At 67.1% G+C, this 24,891-nt stretch carries 22 protein-coding genes and 1 pseudogene; 15 read left to right on the top strand and 8 right to left on the bottom strand.

Annotated elements, in window-relative coordinates:
• Positions 1-50 precede the first annotated feature (50 nt).
• The gene (locus K368_RS0118910) at positions 51-956 is read right to left on the bottom strand and encodes a LysR family transcriptional regulator (RefSeq protein ID WP_027173701.1); all 906 of its coding nucleotides are present in this window, start codon (positions 954-956) and stop codon (positions 51-53) included.
• 96 nt (positions 957-1,052) lie between these two features.
• Between K368_RS0118910 and K368_RS0118905 the strand changes: the two genes are divergently transcribed.
• The gene (locus K368_RS0118905; RefSeq protein WP_027173700.1) at positions 1,053-2,174 is read left to right on the top strand and encodes an aldo/keto reductase; all 1,122 of its coding nucleotides are present in this window, start codon (positions 1,053-1,055) and stop codon (positions 2,172-2,174) included.
• 182 nt (positions 2,175-2,356) lie between these two features.
• Here the strand turns inward: K368_RS0118905 and pdxH are convergent, their stop codons facing one another.
• On the bottom strand, positions 2,357-2,935 hold the full coding sequence (gene pdxH, locus K368_RS0118900) for a pyridoxamine 5'-phosphate oxidase (protein WP_081739618.1): 579 nt from the start codon (positions 2,933-2,935) through the stop codon (positions 2,357-2,359).
• 261 nt (positions 2,936-3,196) lie between these two features.
• Between pdxH and K368_RS0118895 the strand changes: the two genes are divergently transcribed.
• The 4 genes from K368_RS0118895 to K368_RS0118880 all read left to right on the top strand — a co-directional run bounded on the left by K368_RS0118895 (position 3,197) and on the right by K368_RS0118880 (position 6,859).
• Positions 3,197-3,640 (top strand): RT0821/Lpp0805 family surface protein, encoded by a 444-nt coding sequence (locus K368_RS0118895; protein ID WP_155935246.1) that lies wholly within the window; start codon positions 3,197-3,199, stop codon positions 3,638-3,640.
• A 182-nt stretch (positions 3,641-3,822) separates the two neighbouring features.
• On the top strand, positions 3,823-4,758 hold the full coding sequence (locus K368_RS0118890) for a DnaJ C-terminal domain-containing protein (RefSeq protein WP_027173697.1): 936 nt from the start codon (positions 3,823-3,825) through the stop codon (positions 4,756-4,758).
• A gap of 114 nt (positions 4,759-4,872) precedes the next feature.
• Positions 4,873-5,718, top strand: a complete 846-nt coding sequence (fabI, locus tag K368_RS0118885; RefSeq protein ID WP_018043432.1) for an enoyl-ACP reductase FabI — start codon at positions 4,873-4,875, stop codon at positions 5,716-5,718.
• A 100-nt stretch (positions 5,719-5,818) separates the two neighbouring features.
• On the top strand, positions 5,819-6,859 hold the full coding sequence (locus tag K368_RS0118880; RefSeq protein WP_027173696.1) for a hypothetical protein: 1,041 nt from the start codon (positions 5,819-5,821) through the stop codon (positions 6,857-6,859).
• 9 nt (positions 6,860-6,868) lie between these two features.
• On the opposite strand, the gene K368_RS0118875 is transcribed toward K368_RS0118880, so the two are convergent.
• Together K368_RS0118875 and K368_RS0118870 are read right to left on the bottom strand one after the other, a co-directional pair.
• Entirely contained in the window at positions 6,869-8,023 is a 1,155-nt protein-coding gene (locus K368_RS0118875; RefSeq protein WP_027173695.1) for an AAA family ATPase, read from the bottom strand.
• Positions 8,024-8,095: 72 nt separating this feature from the next.
• On the bottom strand, positions 8,096-8,794 hold the full coding sequence (locus K368_RS0118870) for an MOSC domain-containing protein (protein ID WP_027173694.1): 699 nt from the start codon (positions 8,792-8,794) through the stop codon (positions 8,096-8,098).
• A 138-nt stretch (positions 8,795-8,932) separates the two neighbouring features.
• Here K368_RS0118870 and K368_RS25085 point away from each other — a divergent pair, with 138 nt between their 5' ends.
• Positions 8,933-9,463 (top strand): XRE family transcriptional regulator, encoded by a 531-nt coding sequence (locus tag K368_RS25085; protein WP_051439929.1) that lies wholly within the window; start codon positions 8,933-8,935, stop codon positions 9,461-9,463.
• A gap of 25 nt (positions 9,464-9,488) precedes the next feature.
• Here K368_RS25085 and K368_RS0118860 read toward each other — a convergent pair whose 3' ends face one another.
• Positions 9,489-10,478 carry a polyphosphate kinase 2 family protein gene (locus K368_RS0118860; RefSeq protein WP_027173693.1) on the bottom strand — a complete coding sequence of 330 codons (990 nt, stop codon included), beginning with the start codon at positions 10,476-10,478 and terminating at the stop codon, positions 9,489-9,491.
• 182 nt (positions 10,479-10,660) lie between these two features.
• On the opposite strand from K368_RS0118860, the gene K368_RS0118855 reads away from it, so the two are divergent.
• Positions 10,661-11,245 (top strand): histidine phosphatase family protein, encoded by a 585-nt coding sequence (locus K368_RS0118855; protein ID WP_027173692.1) that lies wholly within the window; start codon positions 10,661-10,663, stop codon positions 11,243-11,245.
• A 380-nt stretch (positions 11,246-11,625) separates the two neighbouring features.
• Positions 11,626-15,624, top strand: a complete 3,999-nt coding sequence (locus tag K368_RS0118850) for a Pls/PosA family non-ribosomal peptide synthetase (RefSeq protein WP_245259700.1) — start codon at positions 11,626-11,628, stop codon at positions 15,622-15,624.
• A gap of 95 nt (positions 15,625-15,719) precedes the next feature.
• Here the strand turns inward: K368_RS0118850 and K368_RS26240 are convergent.
• A pseudogene (locus K368_RS26240) lies at positions 15,720-15,904 on the bottom strand (DUF3606 domain-containing protein).
• A gap of 66 nt (positions 15,905-15,970) precedes the next feature.
• The gene (locus tag K368_RS0118840; RefSeq protein WP_018043440.1) at positions 15,971-16,627 is read right to left on the bottom strand and encodes an alpha/beta hydrolase; all 657 of its coding nucleotides are present in this window, start codon (positions 16,625-16,627) and stop codon (positions 15,971-15,973) included.
• A gap of 266 nt (positions 16,628-16,893) precedes the next feature.
• On the opposite strand from K368_RS0118840, the gene K368_RS0118835 reads away from it, so the two are divergent.
• From K368_RS0118835 to K368_RS0118810, 6 genes are all read left to right on the top strand, one after another.
• Positions 16,894-18,054: a cysteine desulfurase family protein gene (locus K368_RS0118835; protein ID WP_027173690.1), complete on the top strand. Its 1,161-nt coding sequence runs from the start codon at positions 16,894-16,896 to the stop codon at positions 18,052-18,054.
• Positions 18,055-18,129: 75 nt separating this feature from the next.
• Positions 18,130-19,599 carry a Fe-S cluster assembly protein SufB gene (gene sufB / locus K368_RS0118830; protein WP_027173689.1) on the top strand — a complete coding sequence of 490 codons (1,470 nt, stop codon included), beginning with the start codon at positions 18,130-18,132 and terminating at the stop codon, positions 19,597-19,599.
• Positions 19,600-19,792: 193 nt separating this feature from the next.
• Positions 19,793-20,545 (top strand): Fe-S cluster assembly ATPase SufC, encoded by a 753-nt coding sequence (gene sufC / locus K368_RS0118825; protein ID WP_027173688.1) that lies wholly within the window; start codon positions 19,793-19,795, stop codon positions 20,543-20,545.
• A gap of 1 nt (position 20,546) precedes the next feature.
• Positions 20,547-21,869, top strand: a complete 1,323-nt coding sequence (sufD, locus tag K368_RS0118820; protein WP_027173687.1) for a Fe-S cluster assembly protein SufD — start codon at positions 20,547-20,549, stop codon at positions 21,867-21,869.
• A 218-nt stretch (positions 21,870-22,087) separates the two neighbouring features.
• Positions 22,088-23,332 carry a cysteine desulfurase gene (locus K368_RS0118815; protein ID WP_027173686.1) on the top strand — a complete coding sequence of 415 codons (1,245 nt, stop codon included), beginning with the start codon at positions 22,088-22,090 and terminating at the stop codon, positions 23,330-23,332.
• A 10-nt stretch (positions 23,333-23,342) separates the two neighbouring features.
• Positions 23,343-23,723 (top strand): SUF system Fe-S cluster assembly protein, encoded by a 381-nt coding sequence (locus K368_RS0118810; protein ID WP_027173685.1) that lies wholly within the window; start codon positions 23,343-23,345, stop codon positions 23,721-23,723.
• Positions 23,724-23,733: 10 nt separating this feature from the next.
• Here K368_RS0118810 and K368_RS0118805 read toward each other — a convergent pair whose 3' ends face one another.
• Positions 23,734-24,339 carry a Uma2 family endonuclease gene (locus K368_RS0118805; protein WP_027173684.1) on the bottom strand — a complete coding sequence of 202 codons (606 nt, stop codon included), beginning with the start codon at positions 24,337-24,339 and terminating at the stop codon, positions 23,734-23,736.
• A gap of 153 nt (positions 24,340-24,492) precedes the next feature.
• On the opposite strand from K368_RS0118805, the gene K368_RS0118800 reads away from it, so the two are divergent.
• A complete protein-coding gene (locus K368_RS0118800) occupies positions 24,493-24,870 on the top strand; it encodes an iron-sulfur cluster assembly accessory protein (RefSeq protein ID WP_027173683.1) in 378 nt (125 codons plus the stop codon).
• The last annotated feature ends 21 nt before the right edge of the window (positions 24,871-24,891 follow it).

The following is a 24,891-nucleotide window of genomic DNA, read 5'->3' as shown; positions in this document are numbered from 1 at the left end:
CGACCACGAACCGCTCGTAAAAGAATTCGCCTGCGTCGGAACGGAACGGGTCATGCCTCGACCCAACGCACGGCGTCGATCAGGGCACGAAGCGCCGGTGTCGCCTGGTGACTCGGATGATAGAGGTGGTAGCCTGGAAAAGGCGTGCACCAGTCCGTCAGAACCTGCACGAGGTCGCCCGCCGCGATGTCGGCGGCCACATCGTCCTCAAGCATGTAGCCGAGTCCAGCACCGGCCCGCACGGCCGCCCCTGCAAGGACCGCATCGTTGACGGTGAGCTGGCCGCCTACGCGCATCCGCACGTCCTGGCCCATGTCCTGACCCTTGTGCGTGAACTCCCACGGCAGCAATCCACCCCCGCCGACCAGCCGGTAATTGACGCAATTGTGCGTCTCCAGGTCGGCCGGTGTCTCTGGCCGCGGATGGTGCGCGAAGTAGGCGGGAGTGCCGACCACGACCGTACGCAGGTCCGGCCCCAGGCGCACTGCTACCATGTCACGCTCCACCGTCTCACCGAAGCGGATGCCGGCATCGAACCGTGCCGCGACGATGTCGGTCAGGCGATCGTCGATGACGACCTCGACCGAGACGGCTGGATGATCGAGGAGGAAGCGCGGCAAGGCCGGGTCGAGCACCCGCCGCGCGGCCGATGAGAAGGTCGTCAGCCGTAGGGCACCGGACGGCGCGCCGCGCCAGTCGGCGAGCGCCGCAAGCCCGCACTCTATTTCCGCCAGAGCAGGGGCCAGTGAGCGCACAAGCCGCTCGCCCGCCGGCGTAGGAGCGACGCTGCGCGTCGTGCGCGCAAGCAGCCGAACCCCGAGCCGTTCCTCCAGCCCCCGTACGGCGTGGCTCAGCGCCGAGGGCGACAGGCCGAGTTCAGCCGCCGCACGCGTGAAGCTGCAGGTGCGCGCGACCGCAGCGAAGGCCGCGAGATCATCGAGTGTGCCCCGTCGCATTCTTGAGCTCTGCTCATAAACCCCTTCCGATGATTCAGGCTAATCCCCTGCGGATGGCAGCGCTATCCTGTCTGGTATCAGCAAGGATATGCAACAATGGATCTCACGCATTATCGCACGCTCGGGCGCTCCGGCCTTGCGGTCAGTCCGCTCGCGCTCGGCACCATGACCTTCAGCACGGCGCGCTGGGGGCTGGACGAGGCCGGCAGCTGCGCCGTGCTCGACGCCTATCTGGACCGTGGCGGCAACTTCGTGGACACGGCCGACGTGTACGCGGGTGGCGAGGGCGAGGCGATGCTCGGGCGCTTTATCAGCGAGCGTGGCTTGCGCGACCGGATCGTCCTCGCGACCAAGTCGGGGTTCGCCACTGGCAAGGGGCCGCACCGGGGCGGTAACGGTGCCAAGCACGTCCACGCGGCGCTGGAAGGCTCGCTGCGCCGCCTGCGGACCGACTACGTCGATCTCTACTGGGTGCACGTCTGGGACGGGATCACGCCGGCCGAGGAGATGCTGGAGACCATGGCCGGTCTCGTGCGAGCTGGGAAGATTCGCTATTGGGGCATGTCGAACACCCCTGCTTGGTACGTCGCCAAGATAGCGACGCTGGCGGCACTGCGTGGCCTGCCGGGGCCGATCGCGCTGCAATACTTCTATGCGCTCGTGAACCGGGAGTTGGAGGACGAGCACATCCCGCTCGCCACCGAGTTCGGCTTAGGCGTGGTGCCGTGGTCGCCGCTTGCCTACGGGCTGCTGAGTGGCAAGTACGACCGCGAGACGGTGGAGGCGGCGGGGCCGCGTGCGGGCGGCCTGCCGAAGGACGCGGCGCAGTCGGGCGAGGCGCGTCCCGCCGACGACAAGCGGCTCGATGGGGCCAATCCGTTTGGCGACAGCCTGTTTACGCCACGCAACTGGGACATCGTCGAAGGGGTGCGCCGGGTGGCGGAGGCCATCGGCCAATCGCCAGCGCGCGTCGCGCTCGCTTGGGTCGTGGGCCGACCGGGCGTAGTCTCAACCCTGATGGGCGTCAGCCGGTCGGCGCAAGTCACCGACAACATCGCTTCGCTTGATCTCGTGCTCTCCCCGGAGCATCGCACCGCGCTCGATGCGCTCAGCGCACCGGCGGAGCCGCGTCTGATCTATGGTTTATCGCGACCGCCGTTGCGGCAGGCAGCCGTGTTCGGCGGCGCGCAGGTTCGGGCCGCGGGCGAGGTGCCCTGAGAAAGCCTTGGGTCGCTCACTCGGTCCCGGGCATACGTAGCCTCCATGTCCGCCAACGCCCCAAAGTAACGAACGAGCATCGATCGGTGCAGACCTGGGGCAAATGCCCGGCTTCGTTGTCACAATGCCCCGCCCGGCCGGAGGCCCACCTCTTGCCGGACGGGGCGGCATGTCCCGTCCATTCACGGATAAAGTCTCGCCCCGCTCCAGCCACCGCCGGCCCTGGTGAAGCGGACGCGGTCGTGGAGGCGGTAGGGGCCGTCCTGCCAGAACTCGATCGAGACCGGGGCGATGCGGAACCCCGTCCAGTTCTCCGGGCGCGGCACCGGCTGGTCCTCGTAGCGGGCTGACAGGGCGGCGACCTCCGCTTCCAGAGTGGCCCGGTCGGCCAGCGGCCGCGACTGGCGGCTGGCATGGGCGCCGATGCGGCTCTCGCGGCGGCGGCTCGCGAAATAGGCGTCGGCCTCCTCGATCGACACGTGGCTCACGGGTCCGCGCGCGCGGACTTGCCGGCGCAGGCTCTTCCAATGCAGGACGAGGGCGGCCTGCGGGTTCTGCGCCAGTTCCTCGCCCTTGGCCGAATCGACATTGGTGTAGAAGACGAAGCCGCGCTCGTCGGCGCCTTTGAGCAGAACCATGCGCACATCGGGCAGACCGTCGGAGCCGGCCGTGGCAAGCGCCATGGCGTTGGGATCCTCGGGCTCCGTGCCCTCGGCCTCGCCCATCCAGGCGGCGAACAACCCCCAGGGGTCTGTGGACAACGTGAAGTCTCCACCGGCCCCGAGGGGGGAGGCAGCGGGTGAGACACTGCCGGACGGGGCCGGCTCATCGATCCTTAACCGATCCAAGGCGTAATCCTGCTGGTGAGATCCGGGTCGGGGGCACCGACGTGGGACACGATTTGTCGTCGTTCGAGTCACGTCGTGAGAACAGGTGTAATGCGTCGGAGCGAGAGTAAAGCCCAACCCGTCTCAAGCCGTGCCGTCGTCGCACCCCGTCCCGCCCGCGCCCGGTGCGCGGCGGTGCTGGCGTCGGGCAGCGTGGCCCTGGCCTTGTCGCTGGCCGGCTGCGGAATTCCGATCCTCACCTTCCAGAGCGAGAGCAAGACGGAGCCGGACGTGACGGTCCCCGAGCCCCTGGTCACGGGCAGCATCGACAAGCGCCCCAGGAGCTTCGGCGGCGAGATGTCCGACGAGGATTGGCGCCGGGCGCACGCGGCCCTGGCGGTGGCCCTCGATCCGCAGGGCAACGGCCGCCCGGTGAAATGGGACAACCCGGATTCGTCCCTGCGCGGATCGATCAGCCCGACGGGCCTTCCCTATGTCGCTAACGACCTCATCTGCCGGGACTTCCTCGCCTCGGTCATCGCGCCCGCGCGCAGTCGTTTCGTGCGCGGCACCGGCTGCAAGCCTTCGGGGGGCGAATGGGAACTGACCCGCATCCGCATGGCCAAAGCGAAGGCCTGACGCCAAGATCGTCCTGACATGTGGGATCGTCCGGCGGGGCGGCGGGTTGACGCGTGGACCGAACCGTCGAATCCTGGCGGACGACCGTTGCAGAGAAGCAACAGCCATTCCACATAGCGGAAGACTTCGACAGGGGCGGGCATGAGCCCGGCCCAGTGCGGCACCGAGACCGATATCAGACGATGCGCAATCCCTACGACGTGCTGGGTGTGGCCAAGGGCGCCAGCGAGGCCGACATCAAGAAGGCCTATCGCAAGCTCGCCAAGGCCTACCACCCCGACACCAACAAGAACGACGCCAAGGCCAAGGACCGTTTCTCGGAGGCCAACAGCGCCTACGAGATCCTCGGCGATGCGGGCAAGCGCGGCCAGTTCGACCGTGGCGAGATCGATGCCGACGGCAAGCCCCGCGCACCGGCCGGCTTCGATGGGTTCGGTGGTTTCGGCGGCGGCCAGGGCGGCGCCCGCTCCGCGGGCTTCGACTTCGAGGGCGCGGCGCGCAACCGGGCGGGCGGCGGCGGGATCGGCGAGGACATCTTCTCTCACCTGTTCGGCGACACGTTCCGGGGCGGTGCCGGACCGGGCGCCAGGGGACCGATGAAGGGCGAGGATCTCGCGGCCGAGCTGTCCGTGACCCTGGAGCAGGTGGCGAGCGAGGAGAAGCTGCGGATCTCGCTGGGTTCGCGCGACGTGGACGTGGTGATCCCCAAGGGCGTCGTGGATGGGCAGACCATCCGCCTGCGCGGCCTCGGGAACCCCGGCGGCCCGCGCTCCTCGCCGGGCGACGCCCTCCTGACCATCCGCATCCTGCCGCATCCGCGCTTCACCCTGGACGGAGCGGACTTGCGCACCTCCATGGACCTCCCCCTCGAAGATGCCATCCTCGGCGGCCCGATCCGGGTGCCGACGCTCACCGGCCCGGTTGAAATGCGCGTGCCCCCCATGACGAGCTCGGGCCGGACCTTCCGCCTCAAGGGCAAGGGCCTGCCAAAGAAGGACGGCAGCCGCGGAGACCTGTTTGCCACCACGGCGATTTCCCTTCCCGCCAGCGAGGACGAGGCCCTTCTCGCCTATGCCAACGGGCGCCGGGCGTCGCGCGCCGCCTCTGGACAGCCGTAGGCGCGGACTTCCGTCCCCGGCGCACCTCCGCTAAGGATGCCTCGGCGCGAGTGCTTCCCCCCAGGTCCGGACGGGTCCGCTCCGGCGCGCGACGGCCTCTGGCTCAGGTGACTCATGGCGGACACGAACCCGGTACACGATCACGTCGGCGGCTTGCTCGCCGGGAAATGCGGTCTGGTGCTCGGTGTCGCCAACAACCGGTCCATCGCCTGGGGCATCGCCAAAAGCGCCCATGCCCACGGCGCCAAGCTCGCCTTCAGCTACCAGGGCGACGCCTTGAAGAAGCGGGTGGAGCCCCTGGCGCGCGAGCTCGACGCCCATGTGGTGGGCCATTGCGACGTCACCGACGGCGCCTCCATCGACGCCGTCTTCGCCGAAGCCGGCCGCGTCTTCCCGCAGGGGATCGACTTCGTCGTCCATTGCATCGCCTTCTCCGACAAGGACGAGCTGACGGGCCGCTACGTGGAGACCTCTGAGGCGAACTTCACCAAGTCGCTGATGATCTCGTGCTACTCGTTCACGGCGGTGGCCCAGCGCGCCGAGAAGCTGATGCCCAATGGTGGCTCGCTCCTCACGCTGACCTATTACGGCGCCGAGAAATGGATGCCGCACTACAACGTCATGGGCGTCGCCAAGGCGGCGCTGGAAGCCTCCGTGCGCTATCTCGCCGCCGATCTTGGCCCCTCGAAGATCCGCGTCAACGCGATCTCTGCCGGCCCGATCAAGACCCTGGCCGCCTCCGGCATCGGCGACTTCCGCTACATCCTCAAGTGGAACGAGTACAACGCGCCCCTGCGCCGGACCGTGACCATCGAGGAGGTCGGCGAGACCGCCTCCTATCTCATCTCCGACATGTCTCGCGGCATGACCGGCGAAATCCTCCATGTGGATGCCGGCTACCACGTGGTCGGCATGAAGAACCCGGACGCGCCGGATCTGAGGCTCGACAGCAAGGAGTGAGGCGGGCCGCGTGCGGGAGCGCTCCGCGCCGGCGGGCCCCGGCGGATAAGGCGAAGGGCCGACCCGCTCCGGGGCCGCGTCCGGCCGAGGCCCTGTCACCATGAAGACCCGCTTCGCTTTCGATGATGCGGCGTCCGCCGGGATCATCACCGCCGAACAGGCACGCGCGCTCGCTGCCTTCTACGCCACACGACCGGGACGGGCCGTCTCCTTCGATCTCGCCCACGTGCTCTGGTATGCCGGTGCCCTGGTGGTCATCGGCGCCATGGGCCTGTTCTCGACCCTTGCCTTCGGGCTGATGGGCGGACCGGCCCTCACCGCCACTGCCCTGATCTACGCGGGCGCCTTCGTCGCCGCCGGGCGGCACCTCCGCACCACGCACGACCTGCCGATCCCCGGCGGCCTCCTCATCGCCTGCTCCGTGGCCATGACGCCGCTCGCCGTCTACGGCCTGCAGGAGAGCTGGGGTTGGGGCGCGCAGGGCCGGCCGGGCGCCTATCGCGACGTCTTCACCTGGATCAAGGGCGGCTGGGTGCCCATGGAAGCGGCAACCCTCGTGGCGTCGGCCATCGCCCTGCGCGCCACGCGCTTTGGCTTCATCACCCTGATCGCGGCGGTGGCCCTGTGGTTCCTGTCCATGGATATCGGCGTCTGGGCCACGCGGCCGGATCTCGACTGGGAGACCCGCCGGACGATCTCGCTCTGGTTCGGCCTCGGCCTCATCGCTTTCGCCTGGGCGGTGGACCTGTGCCAGAAGCGGACGGATTACGCGTTCTGGCTCCATCTGTCCGGCATCCTCACCTTCTGGGGCGCCCTGACGTGGCAATCCTCCGACAGCGAGGTGGCGAAGGCGCTCTATGCCCTGTTGAACGTCGCCCTCATCGGCTTCGCCATCTTCCTCTCGCGGCGGATCTACGCAGTGTTCGGCGCCATCGGCGTGGCGCTCTATCTCGGCGATCTGGCGAACCGTGTCTTCCAGGACTCGCTGCTCTTCCCCTTCGCCCTGTCGCTCATCGGTCTCGGCCTGATCGGCCTCGGCATCCTCTACCAGCGCCATGCCGACAGGATCGGTGGGGCGATGATGCGGTGGCTGCCGGAGCAGCTCCGCCGCTGGCGGCCCGACCACGCTGACGGGGCATGAGCGCCAGCTTCAGGCGTCCTCGATTTCCGCGAACTCTCCCGACAGCTTGAGCCCGTCGATCCAGGTCGCCACCTCCCGCTTGACCACCCGGCGGGGCGACACGCCGCCGTGAGCCGCAATCGCGTCGGCGAGGCGCTCCGAATGGGTCACCAGCCAGACCTGGCTTCGCTGCGAGGCCTTGACGATCATTCGCGCCAGGGGATCGAGCAGGTCAGGGTGGAGGCTCGTCTCCGGTTCGTTCAGGGCGATGAAGGGCGGAAGCCGGTAGGCGAGGAGAGCTCCGGCGAGGGCGAGGTAGCGAAGCGTGCCGTCCGACAGTTCGGCGGCCTCGAATACGCGCTTGGGATAGTCGGGAAAGACCATCCCGAAGCTCGCCTCGCGGCCCGGCGACGGGATCACGAGGTGCGCGCCGGGAAAGGCGTCGGCCACTGCCTCGTCGAGATCGACGGTGTCCTGGCGGATATGCCGGAGGGTGGCGAACACGGCGGCGAGGTCGGATCCGTCCGACGACAGGGTCGGCGTGGTGACCGCGAGGCACGGCCGGCGCAGAGCCGAGGCCGCGTCGGTGCGGAAATCGTGATGGAAGCGCCAATCCAGCAGCGCGCGCCGGACGAGATGCAGTTCCGGAAACGCCACTGCGTCCTGAAGTGCCGCGAGCGCGGTTGCGGTGGCGAGGAGGCTCGTGCCGAAGGCACGCTTGCGGCCGTCATCGCCGCGCGCGAAGCCGGCGGGTCCGTCGCGCTTGAGCATGATCGCCGGCCGCCGGTCCGAGAGGACGGTGAGCCGCTCCCGCTTGATCTGCGGCTCGAGGAGGAAGGCCGCCCCGCTTGGGCCGTCTCCCGTCCGAGGGACCAGACCGACCTCGGTCTCGTACTTGTAGACGAAGGCCGTCGCTTCGTCGCCGAGTTCGACGGTCCATCCCACCCGCACCGGGCCCTTGCCGCTGCGCGATCCAGCCCAGATGACCGAGTCCATTCCGCCTTCCGCCGCGAGATCACGCACCAGCGTACCGGCGGCGGCCGCCTGCAGGCGTTCGAGCGCCCGGTAGAGGTTGGTCTTGCCGACGCCGTTGGCCCCGATGAACACGGACAGGGCATCCACCGGGAAGCCGATACGCCTGAGGGACCGATACCCGGTGGAGGAGATGTTACGGACGGTGAGCATGGGGCCGCCTTCGTCGAAGATGCGGAGCCAGTCGAATCGCATGCGGCCATCGCGAGCAAGCGCTCGGGAGGGTCAGGCGGAGCTCGCATTCCCCTGCAGCCGGGGTTTCCAATCCTCCACCAGCCCCTTGTCGAGGCGTCGTGCGGCAAGGGTTCGCCAGGACGTCGACAGGGACGGCAGGGCGGCGATCTCCGCCAGCGCCGCCCGATCGAGCCGGTCGACATAGAAGACCCGCAGCAGCCGCGACAGCGGCCAGTCCGGGTGCGCCCGTTCCACCAGCACGAGATCGTCTCCCGCCCCGACCGTGCCAGTCTCGATGATGCGGTAATACCAGCCGGTCCGCCCGGTCTTTTGTACGCGCACGGCCATGTCGGGCACGCCGAACCGGGCGTTCAGCTTCCAGCACGGCTGACGAGCCTGGCTCACTTGAAGCAGGGCGGTACCGGCGCGCCAGAGATCACCGACGCAGATGTCGGCCTCGGTGAGTCCGTGGGTCGAGAGGTTCTCGCCGAAAGCACCCGGCCGCTCCACCAGTGCCGGCGCTCCGGGAAGGTCGGCTCGCCAGGCCGGCGCGTGATCGAGCGGATAGTGATGGACGGCCTTCTCCGGGCCGCCGTGGTGACGACGGTCCGCCCGCTCGTCGCCGTCCAGCCCCTCGAACCCGATCCGCACAGGGCCGGACGAGGCCGACTTATCGATGCCGCTGGGCTTGCCGGTCGGCCCGAGAGGCGCGACCCGCCCCATCAACACGGCATCGATCGTCACACGCATGGTCGGCCCCCACCGTCTTCACTGACGTCAAACCATAAGACAACTTGTTGTCTGATGGTTTCTTCGTTGTCCTGTGGTCTTCGATTTGTCAACGGCGCATCGCGTTGCCGACCCGGTGAAAGCCGGTCATGTGTGGGCATGTCCGTCGCACAACGCATCCGGGCGCTTCGACGCCGCAGCCATCTTACCCTCGATGCCCTCGCCGCCCGCGTCGGGGTCCACAAGGGCCACCTGTCGCGCATCGAGCGCGGCCAGAAGGCTCCCTCGCTGGCCACGCTGGAAGCCATCGCGAAGGGGCTCGGGGCGAGCATGTCCGAACTGTTCGGGGAGAAGGCCGCTGCCGCCGACGTGATCGTCGCGCGCGCGGGCGCCAGGGTCACGACCCGTGACGCCGATTATGCGGTCCATGCTCTGCTGCCGGCCGAGGCGGGACGGGCCGCCGCCCTGTACATGGTCGAACCGGGTGAGACGTTCCTCACCGAGGATCGTCCTACCCATGGCGGCCAGGAGATCGCCTATGTCCTGGCGGGGGAGGTCGAACTCGTCGTCGCAGACCGCAGCGTCGTCCTCGGCGTCGGCGATTGTGCCGCCTACGATGGCGGCCTGCCGCATCGACTGCGCCGCCTCGGAGGCGGACCGGCATCGGTGCTCGTCATCATCACCGGATGACGCGGCGCAGGGGCGTCGTCCCCCCTCAATCCGGCACCGTCAGCTTGGCGATGCCTGGCTGAGCGTCCGGATAGCGCGGATCCATCGCCTCCAGGGTGTTGGCGATGGTGCGAGCGACGAGGAGGTTGCGGTACCATTTACGGTTGGCAGGCACCACGTGCCAGGGCGCATGTGGAGTGGAGCAGCGGCTCAGGGCGTCGGTGAAGGCGCCCTGATAGGCGTCCCAGGATTCGCGCTCGACGAGGTCGGCCGCATCGAACTTCCAATGCTTCTCGGGATCGGCGATCCGCGCCTCCAGGCGCTCCTTCTGCTCGTCTTTCGAGATGTGCAGGAAGAACTTCAGCACGGTGACGCCCGACAGGGTCAGCATCCGCTCGAAATCGTTGATGAGGTCGTAGCGAGGCCGCCACACGCCCTCCGGCTCCAGGGATTTCACCCGCACCACCAGCACGTCCTCGTAATGGCTGCGGTTGAACACGCCGATCATGCCGCGCCCCGGCACCTTGGCGTGATAGCGCCAGAGGAAGTCGTGATCGCGCTCCTCCGCGCTCGGGACCTTGAACGACCACACCCGGCACCCTTGCGGGTTCACCCCCTCGAAAACCGATCGGATGGTGCCGTCCTTGCCGCCGGTATCGATGGCCTGAAGCACCACGAGGAGGCTGCGCCGATGCTCGGCATAGAGCCGCTCCTGCAGTGCCTGGATGCGGCCATGCTCCACGAGGAGCGCCTGTTTGGACGCCTCCTTGTCGAGCCCGCCATCGGAATCGGCGTCGATCACGGCCAAATTCAACGTCTCGCCCGGCTGCACCGTGACGATGCCGGCCGCAGCGCAAGAGGCGAGGGCGGCCGTATCGACCGGGCTTTCGCGCTTGGCATGGCGCATCGCCGAACGGGCCCAGGCGGCAGAGGAGGGCGGCTTGTCCGATTCCGGACGTGGGCCAAGCGGTTTGGGCTTGCGCGTCCTCACGTCGTTCGATTGGCCCGAATGCCGCTTGCCGCGCTTCTTCGCCATGATCACATTTCGCCTTATACGATATTCAATCGATGCCGCGGGCACCGCACCAGCGCACCGCCCTTCCGGGAAAGCGGTGTGCCGATGCCTGTAACGCATGGAGCAACCTTGAGCGCGACAACGATCCGCGGCCTTGGCCGTTCCGGGAAAGCGCGGCGCGCCGCCATGAACGGCCGGCGCGCATGACGGTGTATTTCATCCGGCACGGTCAGACAGACTGGAACGCGGAGGGCCGCCTCCAGGGCCAGCGCGACGTGCCCCTCAATGCCACGGGCCTGGGCCAGGCCGAAAGCGTGGCCGAGCGGCTGAAGGCCGTGGCGGGAGCGAGCCTCGCCGATGCCGCGTTCGTCGCGAGCCCGCTCACGCGCACGCGACAGACGATGGAGGTGCTCCGGGCCGGCCTCGATCTCGCGCCGCAGGACTACGCCGTCGACACTCGCCTGATGGAGATCAACTTCGGCACCTGGGAGGGTTCGACCTGGGCCGAGATCCGCCGGCGCGACAGTCGTGGCGCTCTCGCGCGCGACCGGGACCGCTGGGGCTACCGTCCGCCCGGCGAGCATGGCGAAAGCTACGCCATGCTGGTGGAACGGGTCAGGCCAGCGATCGCGGACCTGCAGCGGCCGGCGGTCATCGTCGCTCATGGCGGGGTCGCCCGCGCCATCCTGGTGATCCTCGGCTATACCAGCATCCGCGAGGCCCCCCGGATGGGCATCCGCCAGGGCAGCGTCCTCGTCCTCGACCAGTCCCGCTGGCGCTGGGCGTGACGCGCTTTCTCTGCGGAGACCGGTTCTAGACAGCTCGGCAAACGTGCTAAGCGGGCTCGCATCGGCAAGCCATGGCTTCCCCTCGCTCAGGTTTTTGCCCTCGCTCAGGTTTTTGGAGTGTCGCAGGGTTTCTGACACGAAACCGGTGACCGCTTTTGCGAAACCTGCTTAGACGGCGCGACCACGGCGTGGCGCCGCGATTTCGGCACGATCCGGGCGCCTAACCCGGCCAAAAGGACGGTCTCGCAGCGGCGGAACCGGCAGCGGAGCATCGGATGAGCAGTCTCGCCGAGACGACCCGGCCTCGGGCGGAGTCGCTTGTGGACAAGGCCGAACGGGACGGGACCGGGTTGGGCGCCGGAGCGCCGGAGCGCAAGGCCATGCTGCGCGGCGAGAGCCGCCCGGAGCTGATCCGGGACGAGGTTCTGGGAGAGATCTTTTCCGACAGCGCCCGCCTGCGCCCCGACCATCCGGCCATCATCGACGGTGCGAGCCGGGACGCGGCTGGCCGTCATCCGAAACTCACCTATGCGGAGGTCGAAGCCCGCGCCGTCGCCATCGCCCGTGGCCTTAGCCATCGCGGAATCGGCCCCGGTGATGTCGTCGGCCTCTGGATGACGCGCGGCCCAGACCTCCTGGTCTCCCAGATCGGCATCACGATGTCGGGAGCTGCCTGGCTCCCCTTCGATGCCGAGGCTCCAGCCGACCGCGTGGCGGTGTGCCTCGACGATGCAGAAGCAAAGCTGCTCCTGGTCTCGCCCGCCCTCGCGCCCCAGGCGCCCACGGGAACCCCGGCCCTGACGACGGAGGCGCTCCTCGCCGCGGTGCCGGCGGATGCGCCGCGCCCCGACCCGCGCGGCGCCGGCCTCACGCCCGCGCATCCGGCCTATCTGATCTACACCTCTGGCTCGACGGGATTGCCCAAGGGCATCGTCATCAGCCACGCCAACATCTGCCACTTTCTGCGCTCCGGGAACGCCCTCTACGGCATGCGGCCCGACGACGTAGTGTTCCAGGGCGCCTCGGTGGCGTTCGATCTCTCCATGGAGGAGATCTGGGTTCCCTACCTCGTCGGAGCGACGCTGTTCGTGGCGAGCCCCGCGATGATGGGCGATGTCGAGGCACTGCCCGACATCCTGACGCAGAACCGCGTCACCGTCCTCGACACGGTGCCGACGCTCCTGGCCATGCTGTCGCAAACGCTGCCGAGCGTTCGCCTCGTGCTGCTGGGCGGCGAGGCCCTGCCGGAGCCCCTGGTGGCCCGCTGGGCCACGGCCTCTCGACAGTTGTTCAACACCTACGGGCCGACCGAGGCCACGGTGGTGGCCACCGCCGCCGAGATGCGGCCGGGCGAGCCCGTCACGATCGGCGGCCCGATCCCGAACTATTCCGTCTACGTCGCCAGCGAGAGCCTGGAGCTGCTCGGACCCGGCCAGCAGGGGGAACTCCTCATCGGCGGCCCGGGCGTCGCCAAGGGCTACCTCCAGCGTCCGGAGCTGAGCGCGGAGAAATTCGTCACCAACCCGTTCGCCTCCGACGGCACAGACCCCGTGCTCTACCGCTCGGGCGACGCGGTCTCCCTCGATGCGCAGGGGCGGATCGTCTTCCACGGCCGCATCGACGATCAGGTCAAGATCCGCGGATTCCGGGTGGAACTCGGCGAGATCGAATCCCGCATCCAGGCGCAGGCCGGGATCAACCAGGCGGCGGTGGTCCTGCGCCAGGACGACGGCGTCGACCGGCTCGTCGCCTTCCTGATCCCGGAGCGGGGAATGGAATTCGACAAGGCAGCGCTCCGCCACACCCTCGCCGAACAGATGCCGCCCTACATGGTACCGGGCCATTTCGAGGTGGTAGAGGTGCTGCCCCGCCTCACCTCCGGCAAGGTCGACCGCAAGGCCCTGCGCATCGCGACCCTCACGGTCGCCGACCTGTCGGGCGAGCAGGAATTGCCCGACAACGAGACCGAGGCGGCGATGCTGGCCGCGGCCAAGCAGGTGTTCGGCAACCAGCCGATTCCGTTCGAGGCCGACTTCTTCACCGATCTCGGCGGGCACTCGCTGCTCGCCGCCCGCTTCGTCGGCGCGGTGCGCGAAGCCCCGGCTCTGGCCGCCATCACCCTGCAGGACGTCTATACGAGGCGCACCCTCCGGGCCATGTCGGAGGCGCTGATCGAGCGCACCGGCGGCGTCGGCACGCAGATGGCGGTGCGAGACCTCGGATTCGCGGCCCCGCCGCTCCTGCGCCGGATCCTGTGCGGCGCGGCCCAGGCGGCGGCCCTGCCCTTCGTGATCGCGCTGGCCACTTCGCAATGGCTCGGTATCTTCGTCACCTACCTGCTGCTCACCGGCGGCTCGCTCGGGTTCTTCGGCGAGATGGCGGTGCTGCTCCTCGTCTATATCGGCATCAACGCCGTCACCGCCTCCATCGCGGTCGCCGCCAAGTGGCTGATCCTCGGGCGCACCCGGCCCGGCCGCTACCCGCTCTGGGGCGTGTACTACTACCGCTGGTGGCTGACGCAGCGGCTGACCCCACTGGTCCACGTCAAGTGGCTCCAGGGCTCGCCGGCCATCGCCATCTACCTGCGCCTGCTGGGCGCGAAGATCGGCGAGGACGCGCTCATCTCGGACATCGAGGTCGGGGCGCCCGACCTCCTCAGCGTCGGGGCGGGGGCTTCGCTCGGCGGCCGCCTCGTCATCGCCAATGCCGAGGTGGTGGGCAACGAACTCGTCATCGGACCCGTCAACATCGGCGCGGATGTCGCCATCGGCACCTCCTGCGTCATCGGCCCCGAGACCACGATCGGCGATTTCGCCGAGATCGCCGACCTCACCACCATCCCCACCGGCACCGTGGTTGGACGTGCAGAGCAATGGGACGGCTCGCCTGGACGCAAGGTCGGCACGGCCGACCCCGCCGACCTCCCCAAGGCCGCCCAGGCCTCGCCCCGCCGGCGCGCCGGGTTCCTCGCCGTCTACGCTTTCCTGCTCGCGGCGATCCCCGCCGTCGGCCTGCTGCCGATCTTCCCAGCCTTCTACATCTTCGACCAGCTCAGCGATTCCCTCAGCAACATCACCGACATCGATTACCACTGGTACCTGCCGCTGCTGACCTGGCCCACAGCCATGCTGATGACCGCGGGTACGGTGCTCCTCATCGCGGGCATCCGCTGGCTCGTCCTGCCGCGGGTCTCGTCGGGCACCTACTCGATCCATAGCGGCTTCTACCTCCGCAAATGGGCGGTGGCGCTGGCCGCCGAAGTGACCCTGGAGACGCTCTCCTCGCTGTTCGCCACGGTCTATATGCGGGCCTGGTACCGGATGATGGGCGCGCGGATGGGGCAGGGGGCGGAGATCTCCACCAACCTCGCCGGGCGCTACGATCTGGCGGATGTGGGCGCGCGCAACTTCATCGCCGACGAGGTCGTGTTCGGCGAGGAGGAGATCCGTCGGGGCTGGATGCACATGCATCCCGTCAGCACCGGCGCCCGCGTCTTCGTCGGCAACGACGCCGTGGTGCCGCCGGGCGCCGTGATCCCCGACGACATGCTGGTGGGCATCAAGTCGAAGCCGCCCGCCAACGACATGATGGCGCCGGGCGACACCTGGTTCGGCTCGCCGCCGATCAAGCTGCCCTCGCGCCAGAAGGTCGATCTCGGGTCCAACGCGCAGACCTACGAGCCGGGCATGGGGCCCAAGCTCCGGCGCGGCATCTTCGAGGCGTTCTCGACCTCGTTCTCGCCGATGCTGTTCATCACGCTGGCGATCTCGGCCATCGACTTCTATTTCTACCCCGCCATCCTGGCGCAGGACTGGACCGGCCTCGCCGTCAGCTTCGTCGTCGTCAGCGTCGCCATCGCTTTCATCCAGTCCTTCACCGTGATCGGGGTGAAATGGCTGCTGATGGGGGTCTACCAGCCCGGCATGCGGCCGATGTGGTCGTGGTGGGCCATGCGCACGGAAGCTGTGGCCGTGCTGTACTGGGGCTTGGCCGGCAAGGTTCTCCTCGAACACCTCGTCGGCACCCCGTTCCTGCCCTGGATGCTGCGCCTCCTCGGGGTCAAGGTCGGCAAGGGCGTCTGCATGCTCACCACAGACATCACCGAGTTCGATTGCGTCACCATCGGCGACTATTCGGTGATCAACCGGACCTCGGCGCTCCAGACCCATCTCTACGAGGACCGGATCATGAAGGTCGGCCGCGTGGTGGTGGGCGAGGGCGTGTCGGTGGGGGCTTTCTCGACGGTCCTCTACGACACCAAGGTCGGCGACTATGCGCGGCTTCGCCCGCTCACCATCGTGATGAAGGGCGAGTCGATCCCGAGCCATTCGGAATGGGAGGGGGCGCCAGCGGTGCCGGTGATTCACGCAAAGGCGTGAAAGCCGGGAACTGACAGACGAGCGGCGGCGCTCCCGTGGGGAGCGCCGCCGCTCGTCAACCTAGCCGATGGCCGGTTCCACTTCGCTATGCCTCGTCAAGGCCATTTCTTTCCGAGGCACTGCGCGACCTTGGCGGTTCCATTTCCGACCTGACGGACACAATCACGGAGTTGGGCTTCCGTGACGTCAAACCGCTTCGTCAGTAGCGGACTTCCCAAGCCTCGGTCAGGCTGATCTTGCTCGGATCCTCGGGACCACGGCGTTCAAGGTCATCGTTCATGGCGCTTCCTCATGTTGCACTTTGAGGAAGTATTCACCTTTTGCGCAACTTAAAGTAGCAACGCGATCAGCCCACCTGATCCTTCGGGCCGAGCCGCTTGTCGAGATAGGTGTCGACCGTCTGGGTCAGTTCGTCGACCTTGCCGTCGAAGAAGTGGTTGGCGCCTTCGACCACCTGATGCTCGATGATGACGCCCTTCTGCACCTTCACCTTCTCGATGACCGGCATCACCTCGCGGGCCGGGGCCACCCGGTCCTCGGAGCCATGCACGAACAGGCCGGAGGAGGGGCAGGGGGCGAGGAAGGTGAAATCGTAGCGGTTGGCCATGGCCGCGATGGAGATGAAGCCCTCGATCTCGGGGCGGCGCATCAGCAGCTGCATGCCGATCCAGGAGCCGAACGAGACTCCGGCGATCCAGCAGGCCCGCGCTTCGGGGTTGACCGACTGCACCCAATCGAGGGCCGAGGCCGCATCGGACAATTCGCCGGTGCCATGGTCGAAATTGCCCTGGCTGCGGCCGACGCCGCGGAAATTGAAGCGGAGCGCTGCAAAGCCGCGATTGGCGAAGGTGTAGAAAAGATTGTACACGATCTGATTGTTCATCGTGCCCCCGAACTGGGGGTGCGGATGCAGCACGATCGCGATCGGCGCGCCCTTCTTCTTGGGCGCCTGGTAGCGCCCCTCGAGACGGCCGGCGGGTCCGGTGAAGATGACTTCGGGCATGGTCTTTCCAAAACTCCTGGCGCCGCAGTGCGAGGGCAACCCATCCTTGTCGGCCAACGTGCCTTGACTCGCTGCGCCGCACTCTTAAAAACGCTCTTAGAATAATTCTAGGTTATTAGAATCATTCTAAACTAGATCGTTTCGAGAGAGCTCGGATCGGTCGCCTCCCGAAGCTCGGCGCTTGGCGAAGACGTGTCGTTCCGGCGCCTTAGCATGATGACGGGGGGCAAAAGCAAGGAAATGTCGGTTCGGACCTTGACCAACGCATGAGTGTTTCACGCACCTATATCGACCACAACGCGACATCACCGGTTCGTCCGGAGGTGGCGGTGGCGGTCGCGCGGGCGCTGGAAATGCCGGGCAACCCCTCGTCGATCCATCGCGAGGGCCGTGCGGCCAAGGCCGCGCTGGAAGCGGCACGCGAGCATGTCGCCGCCCTGGTCGGCGCCGGCCGTGGCCGCGTCGTCTTCACCAGCGGCGGCACCGAGGCGGCCAATGCGGTCCTGTCGGGAGCATTGACGCGTGTCGGCAGTCCTACACCCACGCGTCTCCTGATGAGCGCCACGGAGCATGCCTGCGTCGCAGCGGGGCACCGCTTTGCGCCGGGATCGGCGGAGATCGTGCCGGTGCTGCCGTCAGGGCTGATCGACCTCTCCGCTCTGAAGCGGAGTTTGGAGCAAGCGCGCGCCGAGGCCGTGCTGGTCTCCATCCATGCAGCCAACAACGAAACCGGTGTGATCCAGCCCCTCACCGAGATCGTCGCCTTGGCCAAGGCGCATGGCCACGCCCTCGTCCATAGCGACGCGGTGCAGGCGGTGGGCAAGGTGCCCCTGGATGTCGCGGGCCTCGGCCTCGATGCCTTGACCCTGTCCGGGCACAAGTTCGCCGCTCCGAAGGGCACGGGTGCCATCGTCCTGGCCGAAGGCGTCACCCTCGATCAGGCTTTCTTACGTGGTGGCGGCCAGGAGTCGCGGCAGCGCTGCGGCACGGAGAACCTGCCCGGCCTCGCCGGGCTGGGGGAGGCGGCGCGGATCGCCCGGGCAGGTCTCTCGGGGATCGATGCCGGCCTTCGGGATTCCGTGGAAGCCGCCCTGCTTCGGATTGCCCCGGATGCCGTCATCTTCGGGAGCGGCGCGCCGCGCCTTCCCAACACCCTGTGCTTGTCCGTCCCCGGCCTCGATGCGGCGACGGCGCTCATGGCGCTGGATCTCGCCGGCATCGCGATCTCGTCCGGTTCGGCCTGCTCGTCGGGCAAGGTCGCCCGCTCGACCGTTCTGGCTGCGATGGGCGTGAGCCCCGCGCTGGCCGCGGGGGCGCTCCGCGTCAGTTTCGGCTGGAACAGCACGGAAAGTGACGGCTCAAGCTTCCTCACGGCCTTCGAACGGCTTGTGGAGACCCTATATCAACGGCGAGGGCAGGCGGCCTGACGCGCCGCCCATCCCAAGCCATCCTCTCGCGAAAACCCCCGGCCCTTGACGCCGGTGTAGGTCAGGAGACGTGCAATGCCTGCAGTGCAGGAAACCATCGACCGGGTCCGCTCCATCGACCTCGACCAGTACAAGTACGGGTTCGAGACCACGATCGAGATGGAGAAGTCCGCAAAGGGCATCTCCGAGGATGTCGTGCGCTTCATCTCGGCCAAGAAGGACGAGCCCGAATGGATGCTGGCCTGGCGCCTTGACGCCTACAAGCGCTGGCAGACCATGAAGGAGCCCGAATGGGCCCGTGTCGAGTACGACAAGGTCGATTATAGCGATATCTACTATTATGCGGCCCCGAAGCGCCCGGCCGCCATGTCTCTGGACGAGATCGATCCGGAGATCCTCAAGACATACGAGAAGCTGGGCATTCCGCTTCGCGAGGTCGAAGTGCTGGAGGGCATCGCCCCCGAGCGCCGGGTCGCCGTGGATGCGGTGTTCGATTCGGTCTCTGTGGCCACCACCTTTAAGGCGGAACTGTCGAAGGCCGGCGTGATCTTCATGCCGATCTCCGAGGCGATCCGCGAGTACCCCGATTTGGTGCGGAAGTATCTCGGCTCAGTCGTGCCCGTGACCGACAACTTCTTCGCAACCCTGAACTCGGCGGTCTTCTCCGACGGCTCGTTCGTCTATATCCCGCCGGGCGTGCGCTGCCCGATGGAGCTGTCGACCTACTTCCGCATCAACGAGCGCGATACCGGCCAGTTCGAGCGGACTCTGATCATCGCCGACAAGGGCTCCTACGTTTCGTATCTCGAGGGCTGCACCGCCCCGAAGCGCGACGACAACCAGCTCCACGCCGCCGTGGTCGAGCTCGTGGCGCTCGATGACGCCGAGATCAAGTACTCGACGGTCCAGAACTGGTACCCCGGCGACAACGAGGGCAAGGGCGGCATCTATAACTTCGTGACCAAGCGCGGCGATTGCCGGGGCGCGAACTCGAAGATCTCGTGGACACAGGTGGAGACCGGCTCGGCCATCACCTGGAAATACCCGTCCTGCATCCTGCGCGGCGACAATTCCCGGGGCGAGTTCTACTCGATCGCGGTGTCGAACGGCATGCAGCAGGTCGATTCCGGCACCAAGATGATCCATCTCGGCAAAAACACGACGAGCCGGATCATCTCGAAGGGGATTTCCGCGGGCCGCTCGCAGAACACCTACCGGGGCCTCGTCTCGGCGCACCGGAAGGCGACGGGCGCGCGCAACTTCACCAATTGCGATTCGCTGCTCATCGGCGACCAGTGCGGCGCGCACACCGTGCCGTACATCGAGTCCAAAAACTCGTCCGCCCAGTTCGAGCACGAGGCCACCACCTCGAAGATCTCCGAGGACCAGATGTTCTACTGCCAGCAGCGTGGCCTTTCCAACGAGGAGGCGACCGCGCTCATCGTCAACGGCTTCGTCCGCGACGTGCTGCAGCAGCTGCCGATGGAGTTCGCCGTCGAGGCTCAGAAGCTGATCTCGATCAGCCTCGAAGGCTCGGTGGGGTAGGCGCCTTAAACCACATCGAGCGCGCACCCCTTCTCCCCCCTCCGGGAGGAGGGGGCCCGCAAAGCGGGTTGGTGGAGGGGAGCGCGCTATTCGGCGAGGTCGCTCCCCTCTCCCGCCTGCTCCGCAGGCACCCTCCCCCGCGAAGGGGGGAGGGTCGCTCCGCGTTTCAAATTCTAGATCGGACGACACTGCAATGATCGAAATCAAGAACCTCACCGTCGCCATCGAGGACAAGCAGATCCTCAACGGCCTCAACCTCACGGTGAACGACGGCGAAGTCGCCGCCATCATGGGCCCGAACGGCTCTGGCAAGTCGACCCTGTCCTACGTCATCGCCGGCAAGGAGGATTACGAGGTCACCGACGGCGAGATTTTGCTGGACGGCGTGAACATCCTCGAAATGTCGCCGGACGAGCGCGCCGCCTCGGGCGTGTTCCTCGCCTTCCAGTATCCGCTCGAGATCCCGGGCGTCGGCACCATGACCTTCCTCAAGGCGACGCTGAACGCCCAGCGCCGGGCACGCGGCGAGGGCGAGCTCTCCACCCCCGACTTCATCCGCAAGGTGAACGGCGCGGCCGAGAAGCTCGAGATCAATAAGGAGATGCTCAAGCGCGCCCTCAACGTCGGGTTCTCCGGCGGCGAGAAGAAGCGCATGGAGATCCTCCAGATGGCGCTGCTGGAGCCGAAATTCTGCGTCCTTGATGAGACCGATTCCGGCCTCGACATCGATGCCCTCCGCATCGTCTCAGGGGGCGTGAACGCACTTCGCGCGCAGGGCCGCTCGTTCCTCGTCATCACCCACTACCAGCGCCTGCTCGACTACATCGTGCCGGACGTGGTCCACGTGATGTCGCAGGGGCGCATCGTGAAGTCGGGCGACAAGGACCTCGCCAAAGCCCTCGAAGCGTCGGGCTACGCCGAGTACCGCACGAACGAGGCCGCTTGATATGGCCGACATCACCCCCTTGCGCACGGCAGCCGAGTCCGGCCTGTCGAAGCTCTTCGAAGCCACGAAGATGAAGTACCCCACGGGCGTATCGATCGCCCGCGAGGAGGCGTTCCGCTATTTCGAGGCGGTTGGTCTACCGACCCGCCGCGTCGAGGCGTTCAAATACACCGACCTGCGCTCGGCGTTTCGCGACGCCGCCAATCCGGCAGAGATGCCCTCGGCCGAGACTGCGAAGGCGGCATCCGCCGAGGCCAAGGGCTTTGCCGGGATCGAGGCCGTGCGCCTGACTTTCGTCAACGGCCACTTCATCGCCGAGGAATCCGACCTCGGCCGCATCCCGGCCGGCATCACCGTGACTCCGCTGACCCAGGCACTCGCCGAGGGCAACGTGCTCCTCGATCAGTTGACGCCCGTGCGTCAGGCCTCCGAGAACGCGATCTACCAGCTCAACACCGCGTTCCTGGCCGATGGCGCCTTGATCGCGGTAGGGGCCGGCGCCAAGGTCGAGACGCCGCTTCACCTGCGCTTCGTCGGCACCGGCACGGAGGCTTATTCCACGGCCACCCGCGTGCTGGTCACGCTGGGGGAGGGTGCGGAAGCGTTCGTGCTGGAAAGCCACGAGGGGCCGGACGGCATCGCCTACCAGCCCAACGACGCGGTGGACGTGGTGGTAGGCGACGACGCCACCTTCCGCCATGCGCGCCTGAACGCCGAAGGGCGCGAGGCCGTGGCGCTGTCGACGCTGTCGGTCAAGCTCGGCGCCAAATCCGCAGTGGAGACCGTCAACGTGGTCGTCGGCGGCGTCCTCTCGCGCCATCAGGTCTACCTGAATTTCGCTGGCGCCGACGGCAACGCCATCGTCAACGGTGCCGCGATGCTCAACGGCAAGCAGCTCGCCGACACGACGTTCCTGGCCGACCATGCCGGCACGGGCGGTGTGAGCCGCGAGCTGTTCAAGACCGTGGTCGACGGACAGGCCACCGGCGTGTTCCAGGGCAAGATCATCGTCCAGCAGGCGGCCCAGCAGACCGACGGCAAGATGATGTCGGCCTGTCTCATCCTCTCCGACGAGGGGCAGATGATGAACAAGCCGGAGCTCGAGATCTTCGCCGACGACGTGGCCTGCGGCCACGGCGCTACCTGCGGCGCGCTGGACGACGATCTGCTGTTCTACCTGATGCAGCGCGGCCTGCCGAAGCCGGAAGCCGAGAGTCTGCTGGTCCAGGCCTTCCTGGGTGCCGCCATCGAGTCGGTGAGCCATGAGGGCGCACGCGAGGCGCTGATCGGCACGATCGAGGCATGGCTTAAGGCGCGGGGATAAAAGAACGGGGGTATCGGCCTCGAAAACCAGGCCGATACCCGAATGCCCGCCCCACCCCGCGACCTCATCCTGATGTGCGGGAGCGCAGCGGAAACCTCAAATGAGGCTTCCCATTCGCGCAGTGGGTTGTGGGGCCCTCCTTCGAGGCTGCTTCGCAGCACCTCAGGATGAGGAACTGGGTGGGTTCGTCACCCGACTCCTCCTTGGAAAGTCGAGACATGAACGCACCCGTCCCCAACACCCCCTACGACGTCGAGGCGATCCGGGCCGAGTTCCCGATCCTGGCTCAGAAGGTCTACGGCCGGCCACTGGTCTATCTCGACAACGCGGCCTCGTCGCAGAAACCGCGCGCGGTGATCGACGCGATGGTGAACTGCATGGAGACCGGATACGCCAACGTCCATCGCGGCCTGCATTTCATGGCGAATGCAGCGACCGAGGGGTTCGAAGGCGCGCGCGAGACCACGCGGCAATTCCTCAACGCCGAGTCCACCGACGAGATCATCTTCACCCGCAACGCCACCGAGGCCTACAACCTCGTGGCCTCGTCCATGGGGCTGCTCGGCCAGATCGGGGAGGGTGACGAGATCATCCTCTCGATCATGGAGCACCATTCCAACATCGTGCCCTGGCATTTTCTGCGCGAGCGGCGCGGCGCGGTGATCAAATGGGCGCCGGTGGACGACGAAGGCAACTTCCTCGTCGACGAATACGAGAAGCTCTTCACGCCGCGCACGAAGATGGTGGCGATCACCCACATGTCGAACGTGCTCGGCACGGTGACGCCTGCGGCCGAGATCGTCCGCATCGCCCACGCTCACGGCGTGCCGGTGCTGCTGGATGGCGCTCAGAGCGCGGTCCACCAGCCCATCGACGTGAAGGCGCTCGATTGCGACTTCTTCGTCTTCACAGGTCACAAGGTCTACGGTCCCACCGGGATCGGCGTGCTCTACGGTAAGAAGGAATGGCTCGAGCGCCTGCCCCCCTACCAGGGCGGCGGAGAGATGATCCGCACCGTCTCTCAGGACACGATCACCTACAACGAACCGCCGCACCGGTTCGAGGCCGGAACCCCGGCGATCATCGAGGCCGTGGGCCTCGGCGCGGCGCTTGAATTCATGATGACGCTCGGCCGCGAGACGATCGCGGCGCACGAAGCCTCGCTGCTCGCCTATGCGCAGGAGCGGCTCGGGGCCATGAATTCCGTGCGGATGATCGGCACCGCCAAGGGCAAGGGCGGGGTCATCGCCTTCGAGATGAAGGGCGCCCATGCCCACGACATCGCCACCGTGATCGACCGCTACGGTGTCGCGATCCGGGCCGGCACCCATTGCGCGATGCCGCTGCTCACACGATTCGGTGCGACCTCCACCTGTCGCGCCTCGTTCGGCCTGTATAATACCCATGCGGAAGTGGACGCCCTCGCCGAGGCCTTGGCCAAGGCCGAGATGATGTTCGCCTGAGGATCACACCATGAGCGACTCGACCATCACCGGCGGAGCCAATACCCCCGCCATCGCCAGCAATTCGGCGATCCCGCCCGAAGAGCTCGACCGGCTGACCGACGCCATCGTCGCGGCGCTGAAGAGCGTCTACGATCCCGAGATCCCGGCCGACATCTACGAGCTCGGCCTGATCTACAAAGTCGACATCGCCGACGACCGCACGGTCGCCATCGACATGACGCTGACGGCGCCGGGCTGTCCCGTGGCCGGCGAGATGCCGGGCTGGGTCGAGACGGCGGTGGCCGCCGTACCGGGCATCCAGTCCTGCACCGTGACGATGGTGTTCGATCCGCCGTGGGACCAGAGCCGGATGTCGGACGAGGCCCGCGTCGCCCTCGACATGTGGTAGCCGCATCGACCTAAGCGTTCGGTTCTTCGGCCGCGAGATCCCTGCGCACCGGGAAGATCAGTCCATCATAGATATCCGTCAGCGCCAGTTCGGCACCAATTGCCGGCAGGGCGACGACGGCTTCGAGGCCTTCGAAGGTCTCGATCTCCCAGGCGTCACCGGCTCGCAGGTAGAGCAATGCCTGCGGCTTCAACGTCTCGACGAGGAGGATGTAGGCCAGTGTCGGATGGCGCTTGTACTCCTCCACCTTGCGCGTCTGATCGATCGACGTGGTGGAAGGCGAAGCGACCTCTACGACCAGCTTCGGCTCCCGAACTTCATAGGTGTCGGGAACCAGCGGTGCGCATTCGACCATGACGTCGGGACGGCGCAATCCCTTGATGCTGGTACGGATGGCGATGTCGGCCGTCATCGGACGACATGGCGTGCCACGTAGCTGACTTCCGAGACTGACGATGATGTTCACCGTCGCTCGGTCGTGCTGCATGCTCGCTCCGGTCATCATGCGGTGGCGGGGGACCGGATGCCCATCTACGAGTTCGTAGAGCTCGTCCTGGCCAAGTTGCCAATCGAAGAACTCTTCCGGGGTCATGCTCCTGCGCGCCGCGTCCGCCATCGCTCCCTCCGTCTCGCCGCGCGCAGAATATCATAGCCAAGCGAGGCTTGGTGCAACGCATGAGAGTGGACCGCGGCCTCCGCCGTCCTTATCTTAACGACGTACCATCATCCTCAACCGCCCGGGCCTTGAACCCGGCTGACGGAGAGACCCATGCTCAAGAGTTTCAAGGTCCTGTCACTGACCGACGCAGCGGCGGATCGGATCAAGGCCATCATCGCCGATGCGGACAAGCCCATCGCAGGCCTGAGGGTCGGCGTGAAGAACGGCGGCTGCGCCGGCATGTCTTACACGATGGAATATGCCGAGGGGCGCAATCCCGGTGAGGACATGGTGGAGGATCGCGGGGTGACGGTGTTCGTCGACCCGAAGGCGCTTCTGTTCCTCCTCGGCACGGAGATGGACTTCAAGACGACGAAGCTGTCGTCGCAGTTCGTGTTCAACAACCCGAACCAGACCTCGTCCTGCGGCTGCGGTGAATCCGTCGCGATCACGCCGGCTAATCCCGAGGCGCTCCGCGCCTCCGCCTGACGCTCAGAGCGGCCTTGACTG

Source organism: Methylobacterium sp. 10, assembly GCF_000519085.1.
In the GTDB taxonomy this organism is placed as follows: Bacteria; Pseudomonadota; Alphaproteobacteria; order Rhizobiales; family Beijerinckiaceae; genus Methylobacterium.
Note: the sequence above shows the minus strand (reverse complement) of the source record. Positions and strands in the feature narration are given on the sequence as shown.